Below are 25,003 nucleotides of genomic sequence, written 5' to 3' on the forward strand. Positions count from 1 at the left end.
CCAACGCCGCGATCAAACATAGCAGACCACGCGATCGTCTTAAATATCAAAGCCAGGGCTCGCATTGAGCGAGCCCTGACCGCTATGTCGGAAGATTACTTCAGCTGATCAGCCTTGTAGTAACCGCCCTCGACGAGGACCTTCTCGTAGTTGGTCTTGTCGACTGCGACCGGGGTCAGCAGGTAGGACGGAACAACCTTCACACCGTTGTCGTAGGTCTTCGTGTCGTTGACTTCGGGCGTCTTGCCTTCCATCAGCGCGTTGACCATGCCGACTGTGACCTTTGCGAGGTCACGGGTGTCCTTGAAGATCGTCGAGTGCTGCTCGCCAGCGATGATCGACTTCACGGACGGGATTTCGGAGTCCTGACCGGTAACGATCGGGAGCTTTACGCCGCCGGAACCATAGCCGACGCCCTTGAGCGCCGAGAGGATGCCGATCGACAGGCCGTCATACGGAGACAGAACGGCGTCGACGTGGCTGTCGGTGTAGTAGGCCGACAGCAGGTTGTCCATGCGGGCTTGGGCCGTTGCCGGATCCCAACGCAGCGTACCGACCTTGTCCATGCCCATCTGGCCGGACTTTACGACCAGCTTGCCGCTGTCGATGTAGGGCTTCAGGACCGACATTGCGCCGTCATAGAAGAAGAAGGCGTTGTTGTCGTCCGGAGAACCGCCGAACAGCTCGATGTTGAACGGGCCCTTGCCGTCCTTGAGGCCGAGGGCGTCGACGATCGAGTTTGCCTGCAGAACGCCGACCTTGAAGTTGTCGAACGTCGCATAATAGTCGACGTTGCCGCTGTTGCGGATCAGACGGTCATAGGCGATGACCTTGATGCCGGCATCGTGAGCCTTCTGCAGGACGTCGGACAGCGTGGTGCCGTCGATCGAAGCGATGACGAGGACCTTATCGCCCTTGGTGACCATGTTCTCGATCTGCGAGAGCTGGTTCGGGATATCGTCGTCGCCATACTGAAGGTCGGTGCCGTAACCAGCAGCCTGGAGCTGCTTGACGATGTTGTTGCCGTCGTCGATCCAGCGCGCCGAAGCCTTGGTCGGCATGGCGATGCCTACCGTGCCCTTATCCGCCGCGAAGGCAGGTACCACCAGCGTAGCGACGCCGAACGCAGCGCCGGCCATCAATGAGATAATGGATTTCATTACTCTCTCCCTTGTTGTTAAATGCGGCGGACAAAAAATGCCCGCCCGAAACTGCGGCAGGTTCCGTAGAAGGAATGATTTACTTCTAATTGTGAGAAACGAAGTAGGTCTCCTCCACGCTCTCACGGTTTATGAGCTGTACCCAGCCCACAATCGGCAAACTCGTACGATTTCGTATAACTGTCAAATAGAATAACTGGCTAAACATATACCAACTTTGGTATAATGTTAAAAAATAGTACTTTTTTGCCGGCGAAGGGGAAAAATGGCCGTTATGGAGAAAATATATAACGATTATTTGAGCGAAGGCATCGAGATTCATTCCGATAATTTTCGCGACGATGCGTTGTTGAAAGCCGGTTTGAAGCTCAATCACCTGCGGATGATCGTCACGATCGAGGATCACGGGCAAATTTCCGCGGCCGCTGAGTCCATGAACATGTCACAACCTGCGGCTTCACGCATGCTCTCAGAAATGGAGTCGATTGTCAAAAGCCCGCTTTACGAGCGCGTCGCCAGGGGCGTCGTTTTGACCCCTTTCGGGCTCGCTTTGGCCAAGCGAGCACGCAAGATCCTGCTGGAGCTGCGCGAGGCAGGCCGGGAGCTTGGCGCCTTGCGAACCGGCAGGGGTGGCTCGGTCTTTCTGGGGGCGGTGACCGCGCCGGCAATCAGCCTTGTCGTCCCGGCGATCCAGCGCGTGACGCGCACCTATCCCGGTATAGAGATCAATATCGAAGTCGAGAACAGCAATGTGCTCGCGCGCGAGCTGCTGGCGGCCCGCCATGACTTCATCATCAGCCGCATCCCGGACGATCTCGATCCGCGTCTGTTCACGGCCCATGAGATCGGTGTCGAAAAGGCCTGCCTGGTGGTTCGCAACGGCCATCCGCTGCTTGAAAGAGGTGTAGCCGGCCTGCACGATCTGGCCGGTTACGACTGGGTATTCCAACCGCCGGGCACATTGCTTCGCCGCAAGGTGGAAGACATTTTCCTCGCTGCTGGCGTGCCCCTGCCGGAAAATGTCGTCAACACCTCATCCTTGCTGCTGACGCTGGCGGTGGTCTGCAAGACGGACGCGATCGCGCCGATTGCGCTCGACATGGCGCAATTCATCTGCGGGCAGACGTCCCAGGCAGGCGAATCCTCCATCCTGCCGATCGATTTCGATATCGACGTCAGGCCCTATAGCCTCATCACCGCCCGCGAACGCGCCATGCCGCCGAGCGCGCGGCTGCTGCATGACATGATCCTGGAAGAGAGCCGGCATCTCTCGCCGACATGAGCGGAGAACCGTTGCCGCCATAAGCTCCACGCCAACTTGCGCTCCTATGAAGCTTGGCGTGGAGACCACGCATGCTGTTCAAGCAATCATTGTTTCAATCCGTGCTCGATCGCCTCGATAGCGAAGAGGAGCCTGCGGAACAGGAAGAAGCCGCGCACCGCATCCGCGGCCTGAACGTCAGCTTTGCCGCAACGGTGCTGGGCGGCGAGACGCCGGACGCCCATCGGCCGGACGAAGCCTACCGCGACAATCTCGGCGACCCTAACATTCTGCCGGAACCCGAACCCGCCCCGCAAGAACCGGTACTGCCGGTCATGCCCGAGCATCTGGCACGAACATCGCGGGAAGAAGTCGCCACTGAGCTCGCAATCACCTCTGACCTCACGCGCGAAGCCCTGCAGGAAAAACGCCGCAGTTTTGCCAAGGCCAATCACCCCGACAGCGTCGCAGCCCTCTTTCGCGAACAGGCGACAATCCGCATGACGCTCGCCAATCAGCTGATCGACGAAGCCATACGCCGCCTCAGACGATGATTATTTCTTGTCTTCGGAGGGCGGCTCATCATCCTCGGCAGCATCGTCCTGCACTGGCGCATCGCTAGTCGCCGCGGGCGGTTGCGGCTTGAAATTCAAGAGCAGCATCCACGCCGAATAGGCGCCGAGCGCGCCAGACAGCATTGCCCAGAACGGCTGCGAGCCCAGCGTTTCGACGGCTGCCCAGCCAAAGCAGACAGCCACGATGAGAATGCGCACCCAAAGCGGCTTGTAGATGGGATGGCTGGGATCGATCAGTTGCATGGGTCACTTTTGCCTGTTTAAGAAGACATGTCTTTAGCGCATCCTCAGGAAAATTGTGAAGTCGTCCGCATAAAATAAGGTTTCACGTCCGGATTTCGGCTAAGCCGAGAGCCGGAATTTTTCAGAATTGTGAAGTCCAGGCGGCTTGACGCCGCCGCCGGAAAATGGAATGAAAATTCCATAGCAATTGATATTCGGTCCATTTATTCCGAATTCAGGGAGGTAATAATGACTGTCAGATTTGGTCTGCTCGGCGCCGGACGCATCGGCAAGGTGCATGCGAAAGCCGTCAGCGGCGATGCCAACGCCAAGCTCGTCGCCGTCGCGGATGCCTTTCCGGCGGCTGCGGAAGCAATCTCGGCCGCCTATGGCTGCGAAGTCCGCACCATCGAAGCGATCGAAGCCGCTAAGGATATCGATGCCGTCGTCATCTGCACGCCGACGGATACCCATGCCGATCTGATCGAGCGCTTCTCCCGCGCCGGCAAGGCCATCTTCTGCGAAAAGCCTGTCGATCTCGACGTCGCGCGCGTTCAGGCCTGCATCAAGGTTGTCAATGAGACCAAGGGCAAGCTGATGGTCGGCTTCAACCGCCGCTTCGACCCACATTTCATGGCTGTCAAGAAAGCCATCGACGAAGGCCGCATCGGCACGGTCGAAATGGTGACGATCACCTCGCGCGATCCGGGCGCCCCGCCGGTCGATTACATCAAGCGCTCCGGCGGCATCTTCCGCGACATGACGATCCACGACTTCGACATGGCGCGCTTCCTGCTCGGCGAAGAACCGGTTGCCGTCACCGCGACTGCTGCTGTTCTCGTTGACAAGGCGATCGGCGAAGCCGGCGATTACGACAGCGTTTCGGTCATCCTCCAGACGGCATCGGGCAAGCAGGCGATCATCTCCAATTCGCGCCGCGCCACTTACGGCTACGATCAGCGGATCGAAATCCATGGCTCGAAGGGTCTGGTTTCGGCTGAAAACCAACGCCCCTTCTCCATCGAAGTCGCCAACGGCGATGGCTACACCCGCCCGCCGCTGCATGATTTCTTCATGACGCGCTACACCGAAGCCTATGCCAACGAGATCGCAAGCTTCATCGCCGCGATCGAAAAGGGCGCCGCCATCACACCATCGGGCGCCGATGGTCTTGCTGCACTGAAGCTGGCGGATGCCGCCTTGCAGTCGGTCAAGGAAGGCCGCCTCGTCAAGATTAACTGAGCCGTCTCCATTCCTCCAGGAATGCGATCCTCCCAAAAGTCCGCCGCGATCTCCATTCGCGGCGGACTTTTTCTTTGGCGCGATTTCTTTGGCGCGATCCAGAGCTCACGAAGAGGCTTCGATAAAAACCTCTTGCGAATCACATAAGTACATGCTTATCTGTCGTCATGGTAGAGAATGAGATATTCCGGGCTTTGGCCGATCCGACCCGCCGCGCCATCTTCGAGAAGCTGGCGACAGGCGGCATGAATGCCAGCGCCCTGCGAGACGGTATCGACATCAGCCAGCCGGCCATGTCCCAGCATCTCGCAGTTCTGCGGAGCGCCGGGCTGGTCAGGGAAGAACGACAGGGGCGTTTCGTGAACTACGAAGTCGATCCGGAAGGGCTTGCCCTCATCGCCCAATGGCTGGCGAAATACCGCGCATATTGGCCTGCTCGTATCGAAGCTCTCAAGGTGTTGCTGAAGGATATGGATCAATGAACAATCCCAAGATCCCCGAGCGAAAGAACGGCATCGAGCTGGAATACCAGCTCGACGAACCGCCGCAAAAAGTTTGGCGTGCAATCAGCACCCCTGAGCTTCGCCAAAACTGGCTGCCGCAGGAGGCCTTGGCCAATCCCGAGGCTATATCGGTCACGCCGGGCAAGGAAGTCACCTACAGGCTGCGGGACGATGCAGCGCCCTTCCTCGAAAGCACCGTGACTTTCAAAATATCTTCGAATGCAAACGGCGGCACCAGCCTGCGGATCATCCACGAGCTCGATGACGTTCGGCTTCGCGAAACGGAAAGAACTGCAGCAAACAATAACCGCCTGACCGTCATGCGCGCCGCCTGACGGCATCGGCTACACATCAAATCTCAAGAATATGGGAGTTCGCCGATGCGCGAAGCGATGCAGCTCGTCCCTATGGTCGTTGAGCAGTCTAGCAGAGGGGAACGATCTTTCGACATCTACTCCCGCCTGCTGCGCGAGAGAATCATCTTCCTGAATGGTGAGGTGAACGACGACGTCTCGGCCCTCGTCTGCGCGCAACTGCTGTTTCTCGAGGCCGAAAATCCAAAGAGACCGATCCACCTTTATATCAATTCGCCCGGTGGCGTCGTAACCAGCGGTCTCGCGATGTATGACACCATGCGTTACGTTCGTGCGCCGGTGCATACGCTTTGCATGGGAACGGCCCGTTCGATGGGCTCCTTCCTCTTGATGTCTGGTCAGCCGGGTGAGCGCACTGCGCTTCCAAATGCCAGCATCCATATTCACCAGCCATTGGGCGGTTTCCAGGGACAGGCATCGGACATCTTTATCCACGCCGAAGAAATGAGACGAACGAAGCATCGCATGACGCGGCTTTATGCCGAGCATTGCGGACGCTCCTATGAGGAGTTCGAACGCGCCATGGACCGCGATCACTTCATGACGGCGGAAGAGGCTCTGGAATGGGGGCTGATCGACCGTATTCTTCAGGTCCGCGAAGACGAACAGCCTTTGGGCTTGGCGGATTGATTGAGATGACAATCCTGCGGCCAAGCGCAGGGCCACAGCTTGCGGCGCCCTCGCCTCTCAACCCGCCTGGTCGCGCAGCTCGACGACCGAGGCTCCCCTCTTCACGATGTCATTGTCGATGATCGAAAATGCGCGGTTCAGATGCCCTTCGAAAACGAGCGTCGGCTCGTCGGCGATGACGCGCAGCTCCGGCATGCCCTCCATGCGCACGACATGCGATTCCGCCAGGCCCTCGGTTATGCCCTCGATCAGCAGATCGTAGTACCTCACGCCAGGACCGGTGATGACGATCGGCATCCGCTCGTGCAGACTCAAGACACGCGAAAGGCCATTGCCGAGCGCCAGGCCCGCCTGGCGGAAGGCCAGTACGTTGCGGCGCCCGCCCTGGCGCGCACTCGTAGCGATCTTGTCGAGCTCGGCAATCGGCACGAACTTCGCCGGAATCGTGTCCAGCGGCACGTCGAAGGCCGTCCGCAGCATCGCGTAGAAACCGGCATAGGCCTCGATACATCCCCGCGCGCCGCAGCGGCAAAGACCGCCGCCGGGCACATGCATCATATGCCCGAAATTGGGCGCCGATATATGATGGCCGCCTTCATGTTCCCGGCGCACGATGCCAAGCCCGATACTATGGCCGAGCGACAGCGCCGCCAGCGAGCGGAAGTCGCCGCGGGTGTTGATTTCCTCCTGCCGCCCAAGCGCTGCAGCCACAAGCAGGGTTTCGTTGCCGAGAATGACTTGCGCGGGCCATTCATCGCGCAGCACGTCAGCGAAATCGATCTCGTCGCGCCCGAAGATCGGAGACCAGCGCAGCACCGGCGCTGAAATATCGACGAGCCCCTTGCTGCTGATCGAGATCATCAGCACCTTGTCGCGCGGCAATCGCGATCGGATGACAATGCGGTTCAAGGCATCGCGCAAGGCTGCCACGAAGCGCTCGACGCCCGCAACGTTCTGCTGCCTGTCCTCGGTAAAGCGGTCGATCAGGCGGCCGGTATAATCGACGAGAGAATATTGCACGGCATCCGACGAGATGACGACGACGATGAGATAGCCGCAATCGCGCCGCTGCGAAAACAAAACACGCGGCCGCCCACGGCCGCTGGCCGGCTGCTGCTCCGCCTTTTCGATGATCTGCGCCCGCTCAAGATCGGCAGTGATGACCGATACGGTCGCGGAAGAGAGCCTAGTGAAATCAGAGAGCTCGGTATGGGCGAGCGGGCCGTGCCGGCGCAGCGCCGACAAGACCAAGGCGCTGTTCTTCTGACGGACCAATTCGGTGCTCGATTTGGCCAGCATTGGCAAACTCCCTGCTCATTCAACCCTCCTCCTGCGCAGCCCCTGATAGCTTTTTCGGACGACCGATGAAACCTAGCGGCGCGGGTGTTGACAGCTGAAAAAATCTCTGACACTAAATTTCTCGACTGTCGAGAAAAAAGTCCAAGACTTTTCTTGTCAGCATTTCGCCGCGGCCGACGGGAGTTCAGGATACGTGCGGTCGCATTCACTCGGGAGGATCACATGAAAGCTTTCATCAAGCTGGCTGCGGGCGCGGCCATCGTTTTGACCATGCAGACGGCCGCCTTCGCCAAGGATCTCGTCGTCGGCGTTTCCTGGTCGAATTTCCAGGAAGAACGTTGGAAGACCGATGAGGCAGCCATCAAGAAGGCTCTGGCAGCCGTCGGGGCCAAATACATTTCCGCCGACGCCCAGTCGTCCGCTTCCAAGCAGCTGACCGACGTCGAGTCGCTGATTTCGCAGGGTGCCAACGCCCTCATCATTCTCGCCCAGGATTCCGATGCCATCGGCCCGGCCGTTGAAAAGGCTGCCGACGAAGGCATTCCGGTGGTCGGCTATGACCGCCTGATCGAAAATCCGGCAGCCTTCTACATCACCTTCGATAACAAGGAAGTGGGCCGCATGCAGGCTCGCGAAGTCCTGAAGGCAAAGCCGGCTGGCAACTACGTCTTCATCAAGGGCTCGTCGTCCGATCCGAACGCCGACTTTCTCTTCTCCGGCCAGATGGAAGTGCTGAAGCCTTCCATCGACGCCGGCAAGATCAAGAACGTCGGCGAAGCCTATACGGACGGCTGGCTGCCGCAGAATGCGCAGCGCAACATGGAGCAGTTCCTGACCGCCAACAACAACAAGGTTGACGCGGTCGTCGCCTCCAACGACGGCACCGCCGGCGGCGCTGTTGCCGCTCTCGACGCCCAGGGCCTTGCCGGTTCCGTTCCGGTTTCAGGCCAGGATGCCGACAAGGCAGCCTTGAACCGCATCGCGCTTGGCACGCAGACCGTTTCCATCTGGAAGGACTCGCGTGAACTCGGCAAGCGCGCCGCTGAAATCGCCATCGACCTCGCCAAGGGCAAGAAGCTCGACGAGATCTCCGGCGTTCAGACCTTCAACGGCGGCCCGAAGCACGTCGCCATGAAGTCGGTCTTCCTGACCCCGGTTGCTATCACCAAGGACAATCTGAACGTCGTCATCGACGCCGGCTGGATTTCCAAGGCTGAAGCCTGCCAGGGTGTCAAGGCAGGCGCTGTCGCGGCCTGCAAATAAACCGACTTTAGAACGAGCTTACTCATCGAAAGAGCGACGCCGCAGCGGCACACCGTTGCGGCGTCGAATGCGGATTGGAAGCAGACAACCCTCCCTTGCAGCTGGAGGCCGAGCTTCCCCGCAGTGTGGTATGCCGCCGCATCCCATGGTCCGTCGGACGGCGGTCATCGGGACCGGATAAAGGCCGGGTTGCAGGCGATGGCAGACATTTTTGAGATTGGCGCGATTGCCAGCGATTGCCAGAATGCGTCGCCGGCCGCGCCCGACAGAGGGAGAACGGCAAAGCGATGGCCGACATGACACAGTCCACCACATCGAGCGGGCCTAGGAACGCGGATGCCGGCGCGATCACCCGGTTTCTGCGCGCCACGGAAATCGATACCCGCCTGCTCGGCATGATAGGAGCGCTACTGATCATCTGGATCGGCTTCGATCTCTATCTCAGGGTCTTCGACGGCCGGGAATTTCTGACGGCGAGAAACCTTTGGAACCTTTCGGTGCAGACCTGCGAAATCGCGGTTCTCGCCACGGGCATGGTACTGGTCATCGTCACGCGCAACATCGACCTGTCGGTAGGCTCCGTGCTCGGTTTCGTCGCCATGATCATGGGCGTCATGCAGGCAAAATGGCTGCCGCAATATCTCGGCTTCGACAGCTCCTGGACGTGGATCATCACCCTCCTCTGCGGCCTGGCGATTGGCACGGCCATCGGCACCTTCCAGGGCGCGATCATCGCCTTCATGAACGTTCCCTCCTTCATCGTGACGCTTGGCGGCCTTCTCGTCTGGCGCGGCCTTGCGTGGTACGTCACCAGCGGTCAGACCGTGGCGCCGATGGATTCCACCTTCGTCATCATGGGCGGCAGCGGCGCCACCGGCTCGATCGGCGCCACCTGGAGCTGGGTGGTCGGCGTGATTTCCTGCCTGCTGATCATTGTCGGCATCGTCGGCTCACGCCAGCAAAGAAAGCGCTTCCACTTTCCGCGCCGCCCGCTCTGGGCGGAATACTTCCTTGCCGGCCTCGGCTCCCTGCTCGTCCTCGGTACCGTCTATCTCTTCAACAGTTATGACTGGCCGGTCGGCATCGCCAAGCGCTACGCCACCGAACACAATATCACGTGGCCCGAGAACGGCCTCGATATCCCTTACGGGATCGCGGTGCCGGTCCTCATCGCCGTTCTCATCGGCATCGCGATGACTTTCATCGCGACCCGCCTGCGCTTCGGCCGTTATGTCTTCGCGATCGGCGGCAACCCGGAAGCGGCAGAGCTTGCCGGCATCAAGACCCGCTGGGTCATCGTGAAGATCTTCGCGCTGATGGGCCTGCTCGCCGCCGTCGCAGCCGCGATTTCGACCGCTCGCCTCAATTCGGCTGTGAACTCACAGGGAACCACCTACGAACTCTTCACCATCGCTGCTGCGGTTATCGGCGGCACGTCGCTCGCCGGCGGCAGCGGCACGGTCGCCGGCGCCATGCTTGGCGCGCTGGTCATGCAGTCGCTGCAATCGGGCATGGGGCTCGCCAATGTCGACACACCGATTCAAAACGTCGTCGTCGGGGTGGTCTTGGTGGTCGCCGTCTGGCTCGACATCGTCTACCGCTCGCGCGCCAAGTAAAAGGAATTCTGAACCATGACGGATCAAACTACTCCGCTTGTGGAAATGAAGAACATTTCCATCTCCTTCGGCGGCATCCACGCGGTCGACAACGCCTCGGTGGACCTCTACCCCGGCGAAGTTGTCGCCCTTCTCGGCCATAACGGCGCCGGCAAATCGACGCTGATCAAGATTCTCTCCGGCGCCTACAAGCGCGACAGCGGCGATATCCTGATCAACGGCGAGCCCGCCGATATCCGCACCCCGCGCGACGCCAAGAAATACGGCATCGAGACGATCTACCAGACGCTCGCCGTCGCCGACAATGTCGACGCCGCCGCCAACCTCTATCTTGGCCGCGAACTGCAGACCCGCTGGGGTACGCTCGACGACGTCGCGATGGAGGCCAAGGCACGAGAAGTGATGGGACGCCTCAACCCCAACTTCAAGCGCTTCAAGGAGCCGGTGAAGGCGCTTTCCGGCGGCCAGCGCCAGTCGGTGGCGATCGCCCGCGCCATTCTCTTCGACGCCCGCATCCTGATCATGGACGAGCCGACCGCAGCTCTCGGGCCCCAGGAGACCGCGCAGGTCGGCGAACTCATTAAACAGTTGAAGAAGGAAGGCATCGGCATCTTCCTCATCAGCCACGACATCCATGACGTCTTCGACCTCGCCGACCGCGTCTCGGTCATGAAGAACGGCCAGGTCGTCGGCCACGCCCGCACCGAAGACGTCACCAAGGACGAAGTGCTTGGCATGATCATCCTCGGCAAGGTGCCGCCCAAAGCCATCCCCGGCCCTGGCGCGATGAAGGAATGAGCCGGAACGGCCGATGACACCAAGGCCGCGCGCTCAAAGCCCGCGGCCTTATCCAAACAAAACGTCCGATCTCACGCTTTCCTGAATTTTCCGCATTGAAGCCAAGCCTTTCCTGGGCTAAGAACCAGCCATCGGACAGGCGATTCATATCGCCACGGCATGCACCCGTAGCTCAGCTGGATAGAGTGTTGGATTCCGATTCCAAAGGTCACAGGTTCGAATCCTGTCGGGTGCGCCAATAATTTCAATCACCTAGCCTCATTGACTTGGAGCTTTTTTGCGTGGGAAGCGCATGGGAAGCAGGCGTTCGAACATGGCCTCTCCACAGTACTCTTAAATTCGCCAGAAACTCCCAAACGAGTTTGAAAAACTCCTGACAAACTAAATCTTAAGTTTATCATGAGAGACGTGGTGGAGGGCGTGATTCTATGACAGCTGAAATTGCCATAGCGAACAAAACAGCCATAGCACTTGCTGCGGATAGTAAGGTTACGCTATCCAATGGCGGCCAGCAAAAGACGTACGATACCGTCGATAAAATTTTCTCTCTTTCAAAGACTGAACCCGTCGGCGCAATGATCTATGGCAGCGCTGATTTCATGGGTTTCCCCTGGGAAACTATTCTTAAGGAATATCGGCGTCGCAATCCAACGAAGGTCTTTTCAACGATATTCGATTGGGCTGCCGACTTAAAAACCTTCCTCATCTCTTTTTTCCCCTTTAACCCCGAAGATGATGAGCGCATGATACGGCGCGTAGGCGGCACGGCAGTCGAGCAGATCACCCGTCGCTACTTCGCATTTTTGCAGAGGGGCCTGAATAGCGAGGAGATTTTCGCTGGCTTGATCGAGGAAGTTGACCTTCACCTCGCGAACCTTGAAACTGCAGAAGATTTCCTTAGTGCTGACAATTGGGCCACCATGATTCAGCAGTTTGATGGGATAGTACAGTCGATAGCAAAGAACGGTTACTTGGACGACATTGCCGGACTTTCGGAGCGTTTAGAAAGGCTTGTCGAACTATCCGTTCGCAAAAATGTTTCTTCGCCATCCCATTCTGGGCTGGTTGTCGCCGGTTTTGGGGAAGACGAGCTGCTCCCGTCTCTGATAGCTTTCGAGATCGACGGGGTTCTTGCAGGAAATCTGAAATGCATCGAGAATAGCAAGTTTGACGCGACTCGCCAAAATCATGGCCTAATACAGCCCTTTGCCCAAAGCGACATGGTTCATAGGTTTATGTCAGGCGTTGATCCCGATTACGCGGTTCAATTGGCAGAAAACATCACGGTGATGTTAAACCGAACCATAGTTGATACGGCTAAGGCTCTAGGCCATTCTGACCAAGAAATAACAGCGCTCGGGCCTGCATTTGCGGCCGCTGTGGAAGAGTCGATGAAAGCGTTCTGGCAAGCGGATAAGGGCATTCAGTGGGAACGTTTCGCACAACCAATCATTGATATGACTATGAGCCTGCCGAAAGATGAACTTGCCCATCTTGCAGAGGCCCTTGTGAGTCTTACTTCGTTACAGAGGCGCGTGTCGCGTCAAATTGAGACTGTTGGTGGAGCGATTGATGTGGCCGTCATATCCAAGGGAGATGGGTTCATATGGGTAAAGCGGAAGCATTATTTTTCGGCGGATCGTAACATACGATTTGTAAGTGGATATTTTTCTGAGTATGGGAAAAACCAGCCACATGGAGACAGCAATGGCAACGCTTGATCAAAGGGAAGTTATTACTGGACGCAGGGAACCATCAGATTCACGTTTGCCCCTCGTCGTTCAAAAGCGCCAGATAGAAGAGGCTGCTAAGGAAGTCGCGGAGAAGGCGTCGGAAGCATTTTCCAAAACTCTCAACGTGGAAATACGCAGAATTTCCGCTTCGCGATAGGCGAGGCGCGGGCGTTTGACCATGCAGATTTCAATTAAGTGAGCTTTGATAGGCGTCCACTTCGGGCGCCTATCCCTTTTTGCTTAAAAGATGGAGCAGATGCTACCGGGTCGCTACAGGTCTCTCAAATGGCCTGCGCTGCTCTAATCCGCTATCCCAGGTGGCGGAAGATGCGTTGGTACATTGCTAAAAGAAACAATGTCGGCGTAATCGGTTGCAGATCCGTTAAATGTACAGACAAAGACTTTACACATACCGTTGAGATTGGGTGCAGCGAATCGCTGATTTTGGCTTTTCAGCATTCGCTAGGGATTTTTTATTTATTTTATTCTGAAAGCAGTCACAAAACGGTTGCGCCTACAGATCTTTGATCTAACAGCAATTCTTTTTTGGAGCGCTTGTAAGAGTCAAAAACGTTGTCCCGAGTCAATGGACGCCTCTTAATTTTGTGTAAAATTCATCGTTGATTTTGTTGAATTTTCGGTTCTGATAGTAAAAGGCCGAGGCAACGACCGTGTCTCACGAACACTGCGACGTCGCACCTCGGCCTTGGTACGGGTATGCAGGCTACTGCAACCGCGCGAGGGAGTGGGCCATTGCAGTGGTCCACTCTTAAGCGGATTAAATACCTTTCGCGACGCACATGCAATCTTTGACTGACCTTCCCGAGCACCCGAGAGGTCGTGATCGGATCAAGACTATGTGGACCACCATGCGCACGCTTGTCACCACCGGCGCCACGCCGGCCAGCAGAAAACCTTCCGCCAAACCGGTATTTGGTCTCGAAAGGGAGGCGGCTTTTCCTCAACCTAATGGTTCTTGTTCGGCCCCTTGCCGGTCGCAAAGCTGCAGGTCTTGATCTTGCAGCTAGGATCGTCGCTCGTAGGCACGCTGGCGCTGGCCATCGAGCCCTGACCCAGGCAAGCCATCGAATTCGAAACGGTCCGATGGTACATCATCAGACCCGGATGGTGTGAGGGATATCGCAGCACGATCGACCCTTCCTGAGCCATCTTTTCATGCACGGCCGCGCAGGTCATCGACTTGGAATTATAGGCCGACATGGCCATCGCGTTCGTGGAGAACATTCCGATTGCGGCAAGTATGATGATCGTCTTCATGGGGCTTCCTTTGGTCGCGCCGAAGGGCGCTATCGAAAATGAGATAGTCGTTGATTAGCATTGGATTTGTGACAGTGAACCGACTTCCCTTTATCGGCTGTTTGACCACTGCCAAGGGTGACCTGGCGCCCGTTTGGGTACGATTGCGCTGGAGGTCATTAAGCACCGCATGGTGCCTGTCGGCAGGATGCGGTGCGAACGGAGATTTAGAAATCGTCCGTCACGCCAGATAGGGCCCGATATGAAGACCGGGCCTCATTTCTGTGAAGATCAGCCGAGACCAGAAGCCTCAGAAGGTCCGCTCGAAGCGCAGGATACCCGAGAAGGTATCGTCGCTCGGCAGATCGTAGTGAACGTAGGTGAATTCCGGCTCGACCAGCAGATTCTTGACCGGATTGAATTTGACGTTCGTGGTCGCTTCGAAGATCTTCGAGTCGGTATAGGCGAGCTGCAGGTTCCACTTCAGCTTGTCGTTGATCGGAACGCCGACGCCGCCCCAGACTGCCCAGTCGCCCCAGCCGCAATCCGCGCCGTGAACGACGCCGTCGGAAGTCGTGCAGGCCGAGACGTTCTGGTTCGAGCCGGCATACTGGTTGAGCTTGTCGCCGTCGGTGTTCCAGCCACCCATCAGGAAGGCGGAGAAGACGCCGAAATCGGCGTCGATACGCGCCTTGATGGCACCCTCTTCGACGATGGAGTCATAACCGCCGACCACGCGGAACTGCCAGGCGCCGGCCTTGTAGCCGAGACCGGCAACAACGTTCGGAGCGTAATGATCGCTCTTGGAAAGCTGCCAGCTTCCGCCATACGCGCTGGTGGTGGTTCCGGAGTTGCTGTCTTCGAGCGAGATGACACCAGTAAAGCCTGTTCCACTGTCGTAGTTATAGGTGAGCTGGTTCAGTTCATACGGACCGTCATAGATGACGTCGTCCTGGATCACGTCGCCGGCATAGCCGATGAACTGGTTGTACTGCGAGTCCGTCTTACCCACACTGAAGCCGCCGAGGGTGATGTAGGCCCACAGCAGGTTCGTGCCGGTGGAGCCACCGTCGTTCCAGTCCCAACGAACGATGGTTTCGGTCTTCAGCGGACCATATTCGGTGTCGGTCGCCGTATTAAGGTTGAGCTCGGCGCGGGTGTGCCACTTGGTCCCGAAGTTGCTGTCGCGATTGTAGGGATCCTTCCACTGGCCCTCCGTGCGGACCTTGCCGCCGACGCGCAAGCAGGTCTCCGTACCGGGAATGAAGAAGTAGCCGGCGCCGAACGCATCGCAGATGCGCACATATTCCAGCGGCTCCGGTTCTGCGGCAACGATAGCATCGGCAGCATGCGCGCCGGATACGACGCATAGCGCAGCAGCAGAACCGATAAGCAAGCTCTTGATGTTCATGGTAACTCCATCCGTCAAATGAACTTGCGCGATGGACGAACCTGGGGGTCGCTCGACATCAAGTTCCAGTGCCTAATTCGAAGCATAAGCTTCACTTCGATTAGTAAGCTGCATTTACTATTTTGTTCTGACAAGGGTTTAGAGAGGCCGCAAACATATATGACAGCAGCTTCATATGGCGTGTTGCGCAAACGACGCACATGCGCATGAACGATGACAACCGAGTGACAACTAGATGACAAAAACAGGCAGCTAAGCCCCGTTTGCCATGCTCTGCCGAGATACATTGCTGGACTGATAGCGATGAGTCTTGCTAGACTTCCAACGATAAGCAGCTCATCCTTCCCTAGCAAATCGCAGGCAGGATCGTCATGCCGAAGATCGATATTGCAGCCATACCCGAAATCAAGGGTACACGTTATCCGGCTCCCTTCAGCGACCCTTGCGCTGAACGCATACGCCAGCGGCTGGGTGATGCGGGAGGCCTCAGGGATTTCGGTATCAACCTCATGCGGCTGCCGCCGGGCAATTGGTCGAGCCAACGGCACTGGCATTCGGAGGAGGATGAGTTCGTCTATGTGCTGGAGGGCGAACTGACGCTGATAGAAGACGACGGCGAAACCGTGCTGCGCGCAGGCGATTGCGCCGCCTTCCCGAAAAGCTCGGGTAACGGGCATCATATGATCAACAAATCCACTAGGACGGCTGTTTATCTCGAGGTCGGAACGCGCTCTCCGACCGACCTCATCACCTGTTCCGATGTCGATATGATGAGCTCCAGCACGGATGGGCGTTTCGTGCACAAGGATGGCATGCCCTATCCGGACGGCTAAGCCGGCCGGTCGATGTCAGCCGCTGCCATCCGATAGGAAAGCAGATGAGTCGGCGCTCCATGGAGCATGACTTCCCGCTCGAAACCGAAACCGCACTTTTCCAGCACGCGCCGGGAGGCGATATTGACGGGCCGGACAAGTCCGATGACGCGCTTTGCCTGCAGATCGCCGCGGGCGAAAGCCAGCGCCTCGGTTACCAGTTCTGTCGCATAGCCCTTTCCCCAATAATCAGGATGCAAATGATAGGAGAGATTGAGCCCCTCAAATTCCGTTGAAACGGTAACGCCTCCGAAACCGATCAGCTGCCCCTCCGCTTCGATCGCCCAGCGCCCGAATCCATGCAGGCGCCAATGCGTCCGGTCACGAGCCAGACGCCGAGCACTCTCTTCGGGAGAATCCGGTTTGGGATCAGGCCTATGGGCGACCAGTTCCGGCCGTAAGAACAAGGCTGTGAGGAAGCCGATGTCCCCCTCTTCCGGCTTCCGCAAGGAAAGGCGTGAGGTACGACGGATCATGGCGCCTCCGCTCGAAGGGTCACACAGCTTCTGCGAGTTCAGGCGGATCGTAGCAGCAAGCATCCGTGGAAACGCCTATGCGGCACCCGCTGGCCTCGAGCGCTTCCTTGACAACCTCAACGAAAAGCCGGCGGAACCATACCGAGCGGCTGTCGGCCTGATCGACGCGGCGATAGAGCATCGTCACCGGGTCGGCCGGCAGTTCGAACGGCGGCTCCGAAATCGTCAAGTCGTGCAGTTGCGCCATGCAGCGGGCAATGGCTTCGGGAACCGTCGCAATGGCAGGGATCGCTCGCAACGTCGACGGCAGTGCGGAAAAACGAGGAACAGTCGCCACGACTTGCCGGCGATGGCCGAGCCGCGAGAGAGCGACATCGACACTGGTGGATATGGCACCCTCAAGCGAAACGGTGACATGCGGCGCGTTGGCGAAATGCTTCAGGCTCAGCGGCGCAGCGCATTTCAGATGCCGGCCGTCGTAGATGCAGAGCGACGCCTGTTGGAACAGCGGCGCGCGAACATGCCAGGAGGCCGGTTCGTCATGCACCGAGATGCTGAAGTCGAAGACGCCCTCGTCCAACAGACGCACGGCGTCGCGCCGGTCGAACGCCACACTGGTCAGCCGCGCATTCGGCGCAAGCTGACGCAACCGCGCCACCAGCGGTCCGAAGAAGGACGATTCGAGATTGTCGCAGAGCCCGATGCGGAACTCGCCGTGCCAGTTTTCAGGATCGAAGGCTGCCGGCGGGCGAATGGCGCGCTCGATGCCGGAGAGCGCATCCTCGATCGCCGGCGCGATGGATAGCGCCCGCGGCGTAGGCTGCAAGCCGCGTCCGACGCGCACGAACAATTCATCATCCAGTGTCTCGCGTAGGCGCTTAAGTGCGGCGGAAAGACCAGGCTGACCGAGCAGCAGCCGCTCGGCCGCACGGCTCACATTCCGCTCCTGCATCAGCACGGAGAAGGCGAGCAGCAGATTGAGATCGATTTTTCGAAGCGTGGCATCATTCATCATTATGAGTAATACCTGACATGGTTACTATCAATTTGCAATAGGGTTTGAAGATGTACATTTTCTCGTTCCCTGCCGCTTTCACCCTCCCAAGAGGTGGCAGCCTAGAAAGGAACGATCCCGATGACTTCTTCCCAAACCCGAAGCGGGGCGGGATTGGCGTTGCTGCTGCTATGCGCCGCCAATTTCCTCGACGCCATGGACGTCTCCACCATTGGCGTGGCCCTGCCCGCAATCCAGAAAGAGCTAGGTATGCAGGCGACCTCGCTGCAGTGGGCCGTCAGCGCCTATGTGCTCGGCTATGGCGGCTTCCTGCTGCTCGGCGGCCGTGTTGCCGATCTCTTCGGCCACCGCCGCGTCTTCCTCTGGTCGCTCGGCGTCTTCGCCGCCGCCAGTATTGCCGGCGGTTTCGTCGACAGCGCCCCGACCCTGATCGCCGCTCGTCTGATCAAGGGCATTGCCGCGGCCTTCACCGCGCCGGCGGCGCTGGCCCTCCTTCTCTCCGTCTTTGGAGAAGGCAATGCTCGCGCGAAGGCCCTAGGCGTCTTCTCCTCCACCGGTGCTGCCGGCTTCGTGCTCGGCATGGTGCTGGGCGGAGCGGCAACGCTCATCAGCTGGCGCGCGACGCTCGTCATGGGGGCTCCCGTCGCTATCCTGGCGCTGATCATCGCCCCCTTCGTCCTGCCTGCGGACCATAAGCGTACCGGCCCTCGAGGCCGCTTCGATTGGGCCGGCGCCCTGACGATCACGCCCGGCCTGCTGCTCTTCGTCTTCGGCGTCACCAATGCCGCCGCCGATGGCTGGCAGGCCTTCGCGACCTGGGGTTCGCTCCTCGCCGCATTGATCCTGATCGTGCTGTTCCTGATCGTGGAATCGCGCCATCATGATCCGATGGTGCCGCTTGCCATGTTCCGCCGCACCAAGCTGAGCCATGCCAATGCCATCGCTGCGCTGTATCAGGGAGCCTATGTCGGCTTCCAGTTCATTGCGACGCTCTACTACCAGACCGTCGTCGGCTGGTCGGCCTTCGCCACCGGCTTCGCTTTCGCCATCGGTGGCACCTGCGTCATGTTCCTGGCACCACGCTTTGCGACGATAGGCCAGAACCGCGGCACGACACTTCTCATGACCTTCGGCGTTGGACTGCAGGCTATCAGCTATCTCTTCTGGGTGCTGTCGGCTGGGCATATTGATACGATAGTGCTCGTCGCCATCTCGCAGCTCCTGCTCGGCGTCGGTTATGCCATGACCTATCCGTCGATCCAGGTCGCGGCCCTTTCTGACGTCGGCGACGACGAATCCGGCCTGGCTTCGGGCATGCTGTTTGCCTCCTTCCAGATCGGCGGCGGCATCATCCTGGCGGCTGCATCAGCCGTCTTCAGTGCAGCTCCGAACTTCGGCTGGAATCCCTATGTCGCTGGCATCGGTTTCGTGACGATCCTTGCTACCGCCATCACGCTGCTCGCAGCGGTCGGCCCGCGTTCGTCGGCCGCCAAGGCCGCAAATTATCAGGCTGCGGAATAGCTCGAAGCAAGATGACCCGCCTCTCCGGCGGGTCAATTCTTCTCGGCGCCAGCGGCTTCGGCGACGCGGCGCAGGAGGAGATCACGCTCCCTCTGATTTTCAGCAAGCGCGGCTGCCGTCTCGAAGGCTTGCCGCGCTTCATCATATCGGCCGAGCTTGTAAAGAAGATCGCCGCGAACGCTCGGCAGAAGATGATAATCCTTCAATGCAGGCTCATCGCGGAGATCATCGATGATCTCCAATGCCATCTCAGGACCGTCGGCCATGCCGACCGCGACAGCGCGATTGAGTTCGACGATCGGGGAAGGAACAAGCAAGGCAAGCTTCGCATAGAGATCGGCAATCCGCCTCCAGTCGGTTTCATCGGCCGTTCCCGCTTTTGCGTGACATGCGATGATCGCGGCTTGCAACGCGTAAACTCCACCGGCACCGCCGAGTTCATGCACCCGCATCAGCGCTTTCAGGCCGCGCTGGATCTGCAGCCGATCCCAGCGGTCACGATTTTGATCGAGCAGCAAAATCGGATTACCGTCGGCGTCCGTCCTAGCCGCCGCTCGGGACGCATTCATCTCCATCAGCGCCAGCAAAGCATGTGCCTCCGGCTCCTGCGGTGCCACAGACGTCAATATTCGCCCGAGCCGCAGCGCCTCGCCGCACAATTGCAGCCGCATCCAATTCTCGCCGCGCGCAGCCGTATATCCCTCGTTGAAGATCAGATAGACGACCTCCAACACCGAGGCGAGGCGCTGCGAGAGCTCCTCGCCGTGCGGCGTCTCGTAGGAAAGTCCGGATTCCGACAAGGTCTTCTTGGCGCGGACGATGCGCTGGGCAATCGTTGCCTCAGACACCAGAAACGCCCGGGCGATTTCCTCGGTCGTCAAGCCGCAGATCATTCGCAGGGCAAGCGCCACCCGTGCCTCGCGCGAGATCAGCGGATGGCATGCCGTGAAGATCAAGCGCAGCATTTCATCACCGATATCGTCGTCGAGAGGAGTATCTAGATCGGGCATGATCTGCTCGTCCTCCTCCATCTCCCGAACGATCATTTCGTGTTTCTGGTCCAGCATCCGACGCCGCCGCAAATGGTCGAGCGCCCGGCGCTTAGCTGTGGTCATAAGCCACGCACCAGGTCGCTCGGGGATGCCCGTCTTCGGCCATCGTTCCAAGGCGACAATCAACGCTTCCTGCGTCAGATCTTCAGCCAGCGGCACGTCGCGTAGCAACCGTGCGAGACTGGTGATCAGCCGCGGCTGTTCGATCCGCCAGACGGCCAGGATCGCCTGATGGGCGCCGGCGGCTTTCAAGGCCGCCCGCCCCGATGACAGATCGAAAGCATTATGCCCTTGCTTCGGCGAGCGGGTCGCATACACCCTCGGCATTTGGCTCGAAGTAGGCGCGTACTTCACATGTGCCTTCCCAGCCTGGCATGAAATCCTTGTGCAATTGCATGAACTCGACCGCGAGCGCTACGGCCTCTTCCTTGCTTTGCAGCTCGAAGATGGCATAGCCGCCGACAACCTCCTTGGCCTCGACGAAGGGGCCGTCGACCACGCTCAACTTACCATCCTTGATCGTGACGCGGGCGCCCGTCGCAAGCGGCATCAGCCCCGCCGTATCGATCATACGGCCGGCCTTGATTTCCCGATCGGCGATCTTGTGAATGGCCTCGGCAAGCTCCGGCGTCGGATGCATGAAATCCTTGGCAGTGACGATAGACATGAAACGCATAGGAAAATTCCTCCGGAAGCGAGGTGCCGGCACCATTGCCGCTCAACAAACCCGCTCATATTGACGACGAAGCAGCGCTCTGGAAATCGACAGTCGTTGCAAAAAAATCAGATCGCAGCCGCACAGCCGTAAATTCGACACCCATCCGTTTATCTCGGCGGCGCGGCGGCACCGGACCGCTTTATAGAAGAAGCAGCCGGATCAAGCGACCAGACAAACCCTCCCTTCGTTTTGTTGACTTCCCATGATCGTTGCAAGATGGTGAGACGAAATCGATCCGCGGAGTTTCGAAAGCCGACGCTTCCCCAGGAGCGGGCCTTCCGTAAAGCTTCGCAGACAACACGGCAGGAGCTTGTTTCATGTTCGACCATATTTCGATCGGCGTCAAAGATCTGGCGCGGGCGCAGAAATTTTATGACGCGGCCCTTTCTCCTCTCGGCTATGAGCGCGTCACCAACTTCGACGGTACGGTCGGATATGGCGCGGAACGCGCGCAATTCTGGGTGAGCGAGGTGGAACGTCCCGTGCCGGCCGATCGCGGCTCCGGGCTGCATTTCTGTTTCGTGGCCCCGAGCCAGGCAGCCGTCGACGCCTTCTATGCAGCAGGCATCGCCAATGGCGGCGAAGACAACGGCAAGCCGGGCATCAGGCCGGACTATAGCCAATTCTACTATGCCGCCTTCGTCATCGATCCCGACGGCTATCGGCTGGAGGCCTATTTCAAGACCGGCGAATAGATCGCCGCCCGGGACAAAAGAGAACGCAAACACTTTGCCGCATGCATCCGGCGCGGTTGTGCGGCCTTGATAGGCCTTACCGATCATTGCCTTTCAGCCTGGCTTAAGGCTTCTGTCATAATAGTCGCTCGATTGTGGTTTCCTGACGCCTTCACAACGCGGGCGGGCATCCACTTTGAACGTGTTCAGACAGCGGCCGACTTTTAGATGTACGACAACTCCATTGCCTACACAAAACGGAACGCTCCGGTAAGCAGATACTTTTTTGTGTTTCTTGCGCTGTTCGTGCTTTGGTGGACACTGCTGTTTGTCTTCTATCGATTTCCGGGCATCGATCTCGCCGTTGCAAAAAGCGTCTTCACGGCGGAGCCTTGTGCATCGACCTCCCCCGTCGGCAACGTCTGCGGTACCTTTGCCCTCGCCAAAAATCCTCTCCTTCGCATGGTGCGAAACGTGACGCTCGCCCTGCCATACATCGCCATTCTTGTCCTGTTCGCCGCCCTGATTTCATCTCGGTATAAATACGGCGCAGGCTGGCGGACATTGAAAGCGGATCGGTATATCGCCGCACTGATATCGCTTGGCGTCGGCTGCGGCCTCATCGTCAACGCGCTGCTCAAAACCTATGGCGGCAGGCCAAGACCGCGCAGCACGGATCTCTTCGGCGGTTCGCTGGATTTCGTTCAAGCAGGTTCGTTCGCCGGTCGATGTCTTGCAAACTGTTCCTTCGTCTCGGGCGAAGCGTCGTCTGGCGGCTGGCTGCTTTGCCTTGTGCTGCTTCTGCCGCCGCGGCTGCGCTTCTCCGTTGGTATCCCGCTCGCCATCATCTCGATCATGATGCCGACTATGCGCGTGATGACGGGAGCCCATTACCTCTCGGACGCAGTACTTGGCTGGCTTTTGTCTCTGGTGGTCTTTGCCGCGGCGATGGCGACCGTCGATTTCCTGCGGTCGGGAACGCGGGCCTGATCCTGAAGCTGGCTCGGTTCAGCTGGCAGTGCGCATCCGGATCAAGCGGCCGCGCCTTGCCGCCTTGCGCACACGAACCGCCATTTCGCTCAGTGCAAAAGGCTTCACCAGATAATCGACGGCACCGATATTCATGGCCGTCATCTGATCCGACAGCTGATCATAGGCCGACATGACAATGATGGGGGTTCTATCCCCGCGCGCTTCCATGAGCTTGAGCAGATCGAGGCCGCTGCCATCGGGCAATCGAAGATCGAGAAGCATCACGTCGTGGGCTTCGGCTGCAGCGGCAAGCTTGGCGGATTCCAAATCCACGGACCAGTCCACCGACCAGCCGTCCGCATTCAGATGATCCTGCACGGCATTGCCTATCAGTGTGTTGTCTTCGACCAATAGAAGCCGCACGATTGCATCCCCAGTTGCAATCGGGAACCTATGGGACGTATTTCTGACGACAACCTGAACTTTCGACACAACATCGACAAAAAGGAAAGACAGCTTGAATTCGAGCCAAACCGGCTCCGCTCGGCAAATCGCCGTTCAGGTAAATGTCAGGATTGATCACCATGGTGGCGTGCTTTGACCGCCAAAGCACACCTGTAGTGATGGGCTTTTCTGCGTCAGCCGCCAGCCCATGCCTCGGAGACAATCATTGACCAACGAAAAAATAGCACCTGGCCGACAAAAGTTCGCGCCAGCAATCGGCAGCATCACGCTATGCCTTGTAGCGACGCTTTATGTACTCCTTGTGACAAACCGGATGTTCTGGACCAAGGCTTACGGCTATTTCATCGCCGAGCCGGCCGCCTTTGCCGCTTTCGTCATTGGTATCTCCGCGGCGATCATGGCGCTCTTCACGTTCTTCTCCGCCAAATACGTCACGAAGCCGGTTCTTATCTTCTTCGTGCTGGTGGCTTCGGTATCTTCCTGGTTCAACGACCAGTTCGGCGTCATTATCGACAAGGAGATGATCCGCAACGCGGCTGTTTCGACAGGCGCGGAAAGCAGCCATCTGATCACGACGCGCTTCATCACCTATGTTTTGCTGACGGGTATCTTGCCGTCTCTGGTCATCGTGTGGATTCGGATCGTCCATCGCCCGATCCTCAAGAAGCTTGCCTACAATACTGCCGTCATCCTTGCCTGTTCGGCGATCTTCGTCGCCGCCGGAACGACGTTCTACAAGACCTATGCCGGCATCGGCCGCGCTCACCGAGACATGATGGATACCCTCAATCCTGTGATGCCGATCACAAGCGCGGTGCGGTACGTCATCGATGCGCAAAGGAATGCAAATGTCGTGGCTGAGCCACTGGGCACGGATGCCCGCAGGGTCGGCGCCGTCGACAACGGCAAGCCGCGTGTGACGATCATCGTTGCCGGAGAGACGGCCCGCGCCCAGAACTTCTCGCTTGGCGGCTATGCCAAGATGACCAATCCGGAGCTGGCAAAGCGCAACGTCGTCTATTTCCCGAATACGAGCAGCTGCGGTACCGCGACGGCCACCTCGATACCTTGCCTGTTCTCGGTCTACACGCGCCAACAATATAGCCATCGCAAGGGGCTGGAGACGGAAAATCTGCTCGATGTGCTGACCCACGCCAAGGTCGATGTGACCTGGCTCGACAACGACACAGGCAGCTATGACGTCACCAATCGCGTTTCATACACCTTCCTGCCACACTCTGCCGATCCGCGCTTCTGCCAGGACGGCGAATGCAAGGACGAGATCCTCGTCGATAAGGTTGACGGCTGGCTGGACAAGGTGAAGGGCGACAGCGTGCTGGTGCTACACCAGCTCGGCAGCCATGGCCCGGCCTACTATCAGCGCTACCCGGAAGAATTCCGCCGGTTCCAGCCGGATTGCCGCTCCAACGACTTCAGCTCCTGTTCGCAGGAGGAGATCACCAACGCCTATGACAATACGATCCTCTACACGGATCACATCGTCGCCATGGTTATCGACAAGCTGAAGCAGCGCTCGAACTCGATATCCGGCTCCGTGCTCTATTTCTCCGATCACGGCGAGTCGCTCGGCGAAAACGGCATCTATCTGCACGGCACGCCCTATATCATCGCCCCTTCACAGCAGACGCATGTGCCGATGCTGGTATGGATGGCTGACGATCTCGCCAAGGTCGCCGGTTTCGATATGGCCTGCCTCGCCAAGCAGGCCGCCGAGGGTACCTACTCTCACGACAACATCTTCCACAGCGTTCTTGGCATGATGGATGTCTCGACGAAGGTCTATGATCCGAAGCTGGATGTTTTCGCCACCTGCCGCACGCCGTCGAACAAGCTGGCGCTGAAATGATGGGCTAGATGATGTCCGGCGGCCTTT

The 25,003-nt window shown here is 58.5% G+C and carries 25 protein-coding genes and 1 tRNA gene; 16 read left to right on the forward strand and 10 right to left on the reverse strand.

All coding sequences use genetic code 11. The annotated features are described in order from the left end of the window. Window positions 1-95 precede the first annotated feature (95 nt). Window positions 96-1,160, reverse strand: a complete 1,065-nt coding sequence (gene chvE, locus FHT85_RS03625) for a multiple monosaccharide ABC transporter substrate-binding protein (protein WP_112334212.1) — start codon at window positions 1,158-1,160, stop codon at window positions 96-98. 274 nt (window positions 1,161-1,434) lie between these two features. On the opposite strand from chvE, the gene FHT85_RS03630 reads away from it, so the two are divergent. Beyond that, window positions 1,435-2,442 (forward strand): LysR family transcriptional regulator, encoded by a 1,008-nt coding sequence (locus tag FHT85_RS03630; protein WP_112411545.1) that lies wholly within the window; start codon window positions 1,435-1,437, stop codon window positions 2,440-2,442. A gap of 71 nt (window positions 2,443-2,513) precedes the next feature. Continuing rightward, on the forward strand, window positions 2,514-2,975 hold the full coding sequence (locus FHT85_RS03635; RefSeq protein WP_112399161.1) for a hypothetical protein: 462 nt from the start codon (window positions 2,514-2,516) through the stop codon (window positions 2,973-2,975). Here FHT85_RS03635 and FHT85_RS03640 read toward each other — a convergent pair whose 3' ends face one another. Beyond that, the gene (locus tag FHT85_RS03640) at window positions 2,976-3,239 is read right to left on the reverse strand and encodes a hypothetical protein (RefSeq protein WP_112334209.1); all 264 of its coding nucleotides are present in this window, start codon (window positions 3,237-3,239) and stop codon (window positions 2,976-2,978) included. A gap of 228 nt (window positions 3,240-3,467) precedes the next feature. On the opposite strand from FHT85_RS03640, the gene iolG reads away from it, so the two are divergent. From iolG to FHT85_RS03660, 4 genes are all read left to right on the forward strand, one after another. Then, on the forward strand, window positions 3,468-4,460 hold the full coding sequence (gene iolG, locus FHT85_RS03645; protein ID WP_112411544.1) for an inositol 2-dehydrogenase: 993 nt from the start codon (window positions 3,468-3,470) through the stop codon (window positions 4,458-4,460). Between the two features lie 167 nt (window positions 4,461-4,627). Then, entirely contained in the window at window positions 4,628-4,942 is a 315-nt protein-coding gene (locus tag FHT85_RS03650; RefSeq protein ID WP_112334207.1) for an ArsR/SmtB family transcription factor, read from the forward strand. After that, window positions 4,939-5,298 carry an SRPBCC domain-containing protein gene (locus FHT85_RS03655; protein ID WP_112411543.1) on the forward strand — a complete coding sequence of 120 codons (360 nt, stop codon included), beginning with the start codon at window positions 4,939-4,941 and terminating at the stop codon, window positions 5,296-5,298. Before FHT85_RS03650 ends, FHT85_RS03655 begins: the two co-directional genes overlap by 4 nt. Window positions 5,299-5,343: 45 nt before the next feature. After that, window positions 5,344-5,967, forward strand: a complete 624-nt coding sequence (locus FHT85_RS03660; protein WP_015340756.1) for an ATP-dependent Clp protease proteolytic subunit — start codon at window positions 5,344-5,346, stop codon at window positions 5,965-5,967. A gap of 57 nt (window positions 5,968-6,024) precedes the next feature. On the opposite strand, the gene FHT85_RS03665 is transcribed toward FHT85_RS03660, so the two are convergent. Next, window positions 6,025-7,266, reverse strand: coding sequence for an ROK family transcriptional regulator (locus FHT85_RS03665; RefSeq protein ID WP_112411542.1), 1,242 nt, complete (start codon window positions 7,264-7,266; stop codon window positions 6,025-6,027). A gap of 222 nt (window positions 7,267-7,488) precedes the next feature. Between FHT85_RS03665 and xylF the strand changes: the two genes are divergently transcribed. The 5 genes from xylF (at window position 7,489) to FHT85_RS03690 (ending at window position 12,664) form a co-directional block, all read left to right on the forward strand. Further along, entirely contained in the window at window positions 7,489-8,529 is a 1,041-nt protein-coding gene (gene xylF / locus FHT85_RS03670; protein ID WP_112334204.1) for a D-xylose ABC transporter substrate-binding protein, read from the forward strand. Between the two features lie 287 nt (window positions 8,530-8,816). Next, window positions 8,817-10,145 (forward strand): sugar ABC transporter permease, encoded by a 1,329-nt coding sequence (locus tag FHT85_RS03675; protein WP_015340759.1) that lies wholly within the window; start codon window positions 8,817-8,819, stop codon window positions 10,143-10,145. 15 nt (window positions 10,146-10,160) lie between these two features. After that, window positions 10,161-10,943, forward strand: a complete 783-nt coding sequence (locus tag FHT85_RS03680; protein WP_015340760.1) for an ATP-binding cassette domain-containing protein — start codon at window positions 10,161-10,163, stop codon at window positions 10,941-10,943. A 161-nt stretch (window positions 10,944-11,104) separates the two neighbouring features. After that, window positions 11,105-11,181, forward strand: a tRNA-Arg gene (locus FHT85_RS03685). A 190-nt stretch (window positions 11,182-11,371) separates the two neighbouring features. Next, entirely contained in the window at window positions 11,372-12,664 is a 1,293-nt protein-coding gene (locus tag FHT85_RS03690; protein ID WP_112411541.1) for a hypothetical protein, read from the forward strand. A 978-nt stretch (window positions 12,665-13,642) separates the two neighbouring features. On the opposite strand, the gene FHT85_RS03695 is transcribed toward FHT85_RS03690, so the two are convergent. Next, window positions 13,643-13,954, reverse strand: a complete 312-nt coding sequence (locus FHT85_RS03695; protein WP_112411540.1) for a hypothetical protein — start codon at window positions 13,952-13,954, stop codon at window positions 13,643-13,645. A gap of 289 nt (window positions 13,955-14,243) precedes the next feature. Next, complete coding sequence (locus tag FHT85_RS03700) at window positions 14,244-15,344, reverse strand: porin (protein WP_112411539.1); 1,101 nt, start codon at window positions 15,342-15,344, stop codon at window positions 14,244-14,246. Between the two features lie 371 nt (window positions 15,345-15,715). Here FHT85_RS03700 and FHT85_RS03705 point away from each other — a divergent pair, with 371 nt between their 5' ends. Further along, entirely contained in the window at window positions 15,716-16,177 is a 462-nt protein-coding gene (locus FHT85_RS03705; RefSeq protein ID WP_112411538.1) for a cupin domain-containing protein, read from the forward strand. On the opposite strand, the gene FHT85_RS03710 is transcribed toward FHT85_RS03705, so the two are convergent. Next, window positions 16,174-16,692, reverse strand: coding sequence for a GNAT family N-acetyltransferase (locus FHT85_RS03710; RefSeq protein ID WP_112334847.1), 519 nt, complete (start codon window positions 16,690-16,692; stop codon window positions 16,174-16,176). The genes FHT85_RS03705 and FHT85_RS03710 overlap by 4 nt on opposite strands. Window positions 16,693-16,711: 19 nt before the next feature. Then, window positions 16,712-17,707, reverse strand: coding sequence for a LysR family transcriptional regulator (locus FHT85_RS03715; RefSeq protein WP_112334848.1), 996 nt, complete (start codon window positions 17,705-17,707; stop codon window positions 16,712-16,714). A 120-nt stretch (window positions 17,708-17,827) separates the two neighbouring features. On the opposite strand from FHT85_RS03715, the gene FHT85_RS03720 reads away from it, so the two are divergent. Beyond that, window positions 17,828-19,228 (forward strand): MFS transporter, encoded by a 1,401-nt coding sequence (locus FHT85_RS03720; RefSeq protein WP_112411537.1) that lies wholly within the window; start codon window positions 17,828-17,830, stop codon window positions 19,226-19,228. Window positions 19,229-19,260: 32 nt separating this feature from the next. Here FHT85_RS03720 and FHT85_RS03725 read toward each other — a convergent pair whose 3' ends face one another. Further along, a complete protein-coding gene (locus FHT85_RS03725; RefSeq protein WP_112411735.1) occupies window positions 19,261-20,532 on the reverse strand; it encodes an RNA polymerase sigma factor in 1,272 nt (423 codons plus the stop codon). 31 nt (window positions 20,533-20,563) lie between these two features. After that, on the reverse strand, window positions 20,564-20,956 hold the full coding sequence (locus FHT85_RS03730) for a YciI family protein (RefSeq protein WP_112334850.1): 393 nt from the start codon (window positions 20,954-20,956) through the stop codon (window positions 20,564-20,566). Between the two features lie 359 nt (window positions 20,957-21,315). Between FHT85_RS03730 and FHT85_RS03735 the strand changes: the two genes are divergently transcribed. Next, entirely contained in the window at window positions 21,316-21,693 is a 378-nt protein-coding gene (locus tag FHT85_RS03735) for a VOC family protein (RefSeq protein WP_015340769.1), read from the forward strand. 267 nt (window positions 21,694-21,960) lie between these two features. Further along, a complete protein-coding gene (locus FHT85_RS03740; RefSeq protein WP_312861324.1) occupies window positions 21,961-22,662 on the forward strand; it encodes a phosphatase PAP2 family protein in 702 nt (233 codons plus the stop codon). Between the two features lie 18 nt (window positions 22,663-22,680). On the opposite strand, the gene FHT85_RS03745 is transcribed toward FHT85_RS03740, so the two are convergent. Further along, window positions 22,681-23,067: a response regulator gene (locus FHT85_RS03745; RefSeq protein WP_112399173.1), complete on the reverse strand. Its 387-nt coding sequence runs from the start codon at window positions 23,065-23,067 to the stop codon at window positions 22,681-22,683. Window positions 23,068-23,296: 229 nt separating this feature from the next. Between FHT85_RS03745 and FHT85_RS03750 the strand changes: the two genes are divergently transcribed. Further along, window positions 23,297-24,976, forward strand: coding sequence for a phosphoethanolamine transferase (locus tag FHT85_RS03750; protein WP_112411535.1), 1,680 nt, complete (start codon window positions 23,297-23,299; stop codon window positions 24,974-24,976). Window positions 24,977-25,003 lie beyond the last annotated feature (27 nt).

The sequence above is a fragment of the Rhizobium sp. BK312 genome (assembly GCF_014193605.1).
Classification (GTDB): domain Bacteria; phylum Pseudomonadota; class Alphaproteobacteria; order Rhizobiales; family Rhizobiaceae; genus Rhizobium.

Excerpts from the sequence above, each read along its gene's own strand:
- FHT85_RS03715 (WP_112334848.1), bottom strand. The coding sequence starts at position 17,707 with ATGATGAATGATGCCACGCTTCGAAAAATCGATCTCAATCTGCTGCTC.
- xylF (WP_112334204.1), top strand. The coding sequence starts at position 7,489 with ATGAAAGCTTTCATCAAGCTGGCTGCGGGCGCGGCCATCGTTTTGACC.
- FHT85_RS03695 (WP_112411540.1), bottom strand. The coding sequence starts at position 13,954 with ATGAAGACGATCATCATACTTGCCGCAATCGGAATGTTCTCCACGAAC.
- FHT85_RS03635 (WP_112399161.1), top strand. The coding sequence starts at position 2,514 with ATGCTGTTCAAGCAATCATTGTTTCAATCCGTGCTCGATCGCCTCGAT.
- FHT85_RS03655 (WP_112411543.1), top strand. The coding sequence starts at position 4,939 with ATGAACAATCCCAAGATCCCCGAGCGAAAGAACGGCATCGAGCTGGAA.
- chvE (WP_112334212.1), bottom strand. The coding sequence starts at position 1,160 with ATGAAATCCATTATCTCATTGATGGCCGGCGCTGCGTTCGGCGTCGCT.
- FHT85_RS03750 (WP_112411535.1), top strand. The coding sequence starts at position 23,297 with ATGCCTCGGAGACAATCATTGACCAACGAAAAAATAGCACCTGGCCGA.
- FHT85_RS03700 (WP_112411539.1), bottom strand. The coding sequence starts at position 15,344 with ATGAACATCAAGAGCTTGCTTATCGGTTCTGCTGCTGCGCTATGCGTC.
- FHT85_RS03630 (WP_112411545.1), top strand. The coding sequence starts at position 1,435 with ATGGAGAAAATATATAACGATTATTTGAGCGAAGGCATCGAGATTCAT.
- FHT85_RS03710 (WP_112334847.1), bottom strand. The coding sequence starts at position 16,692 with ATGATCCGTCGTACCTCACGCCTTTCCTTGCGGAAGCCGGAAGAGGGG.
- FHT85_RS03660 (WP_015340756.1), top strand. The coding sequence starts at position 5,344 with ATGCGCGAAGCGATGCAGCTCGTCCCTATGGTCGTTGAGCAGTCTAGC.
- FHT85_RS03665 (WP_112411542.1), bottom strand. The coding sequence starts at position 7,266 with ATGCTGGCCAAATCGAGCACCGAATTGGTCCGTCAGAAGAACAGCGCC.
- iolG (WP_112411544.1), top strand. The coding sequence starts at position 3,468 with ATGACTGTCAGATTTGGTCTGCTCGGCGCCGGACGCATCGGCAAGGTG.
- FHT85_RS03730 (WP_112334850.1), bottom strand. The coding sequence starts at position 20,956 with ATGCGTTTCATGTCTATCGTCACTGCCAAGGATTTCATGCATCCGACG.
- FHT85_RS03640 (WP_112334209.1), bottom strand. The coding sequence starts at position 3,239 with ATGCAACTGATCGATCCCAGCCATCCCATCTACAAGCCGCTTTGGGTG.
- FHT85_RS03650 (WP_112334207.1), top strand. The coding sequence starts at position 4,628 with ATGGTAGAGAATGAGATATTCCGGGCTTTGGCCGATCCGACCCGCCGC.
- FHT85_RS03675 (WP_015340759.1), top strand. The coding sequence starts at position 8,817 with ATGGCCGACATGACACAGTCCACCACATCGAGCGGGCCTAGGAACGCG.
- FHT85_RS03720 (WP_112411537.1), top strand. The coding sequence starts at position 17,828 with ATGACTTCTTCCCAAACCCGAAGCGGGGCGGGATTGGCGTTGCTGCTG.
- FHT85_RS03690 (WP_112411541.1), top strand. The coding sequence starts at position 11,372 with ATGACAGCTGAAATTGCCATAGCGAACAAAACAGCCATAGCACTTGCT.
- FHT85_RS03705 (WP_112411538.1), top strand. The coding sequence starts at position 15,716 with ATGCCGAAGATCGATATTGCAGCCATACCCGAAATCAAGGGTACACGT.
- FHT85_RS03735 (WP_015340769.1), top strand. The coding sequence starts at position 21,316 with ATGTTCGACCATATTTCGATCGGCGTCAAAGATCTGGCGCGGGCGCAG.
- FHT85_RS03680 (WP_015340760.1), top strand. The coding sequence starts at position 10,161 with ATGACGGATCAAACTACTCCGCTTGTGGAAATGAAGAACATTTCCATC.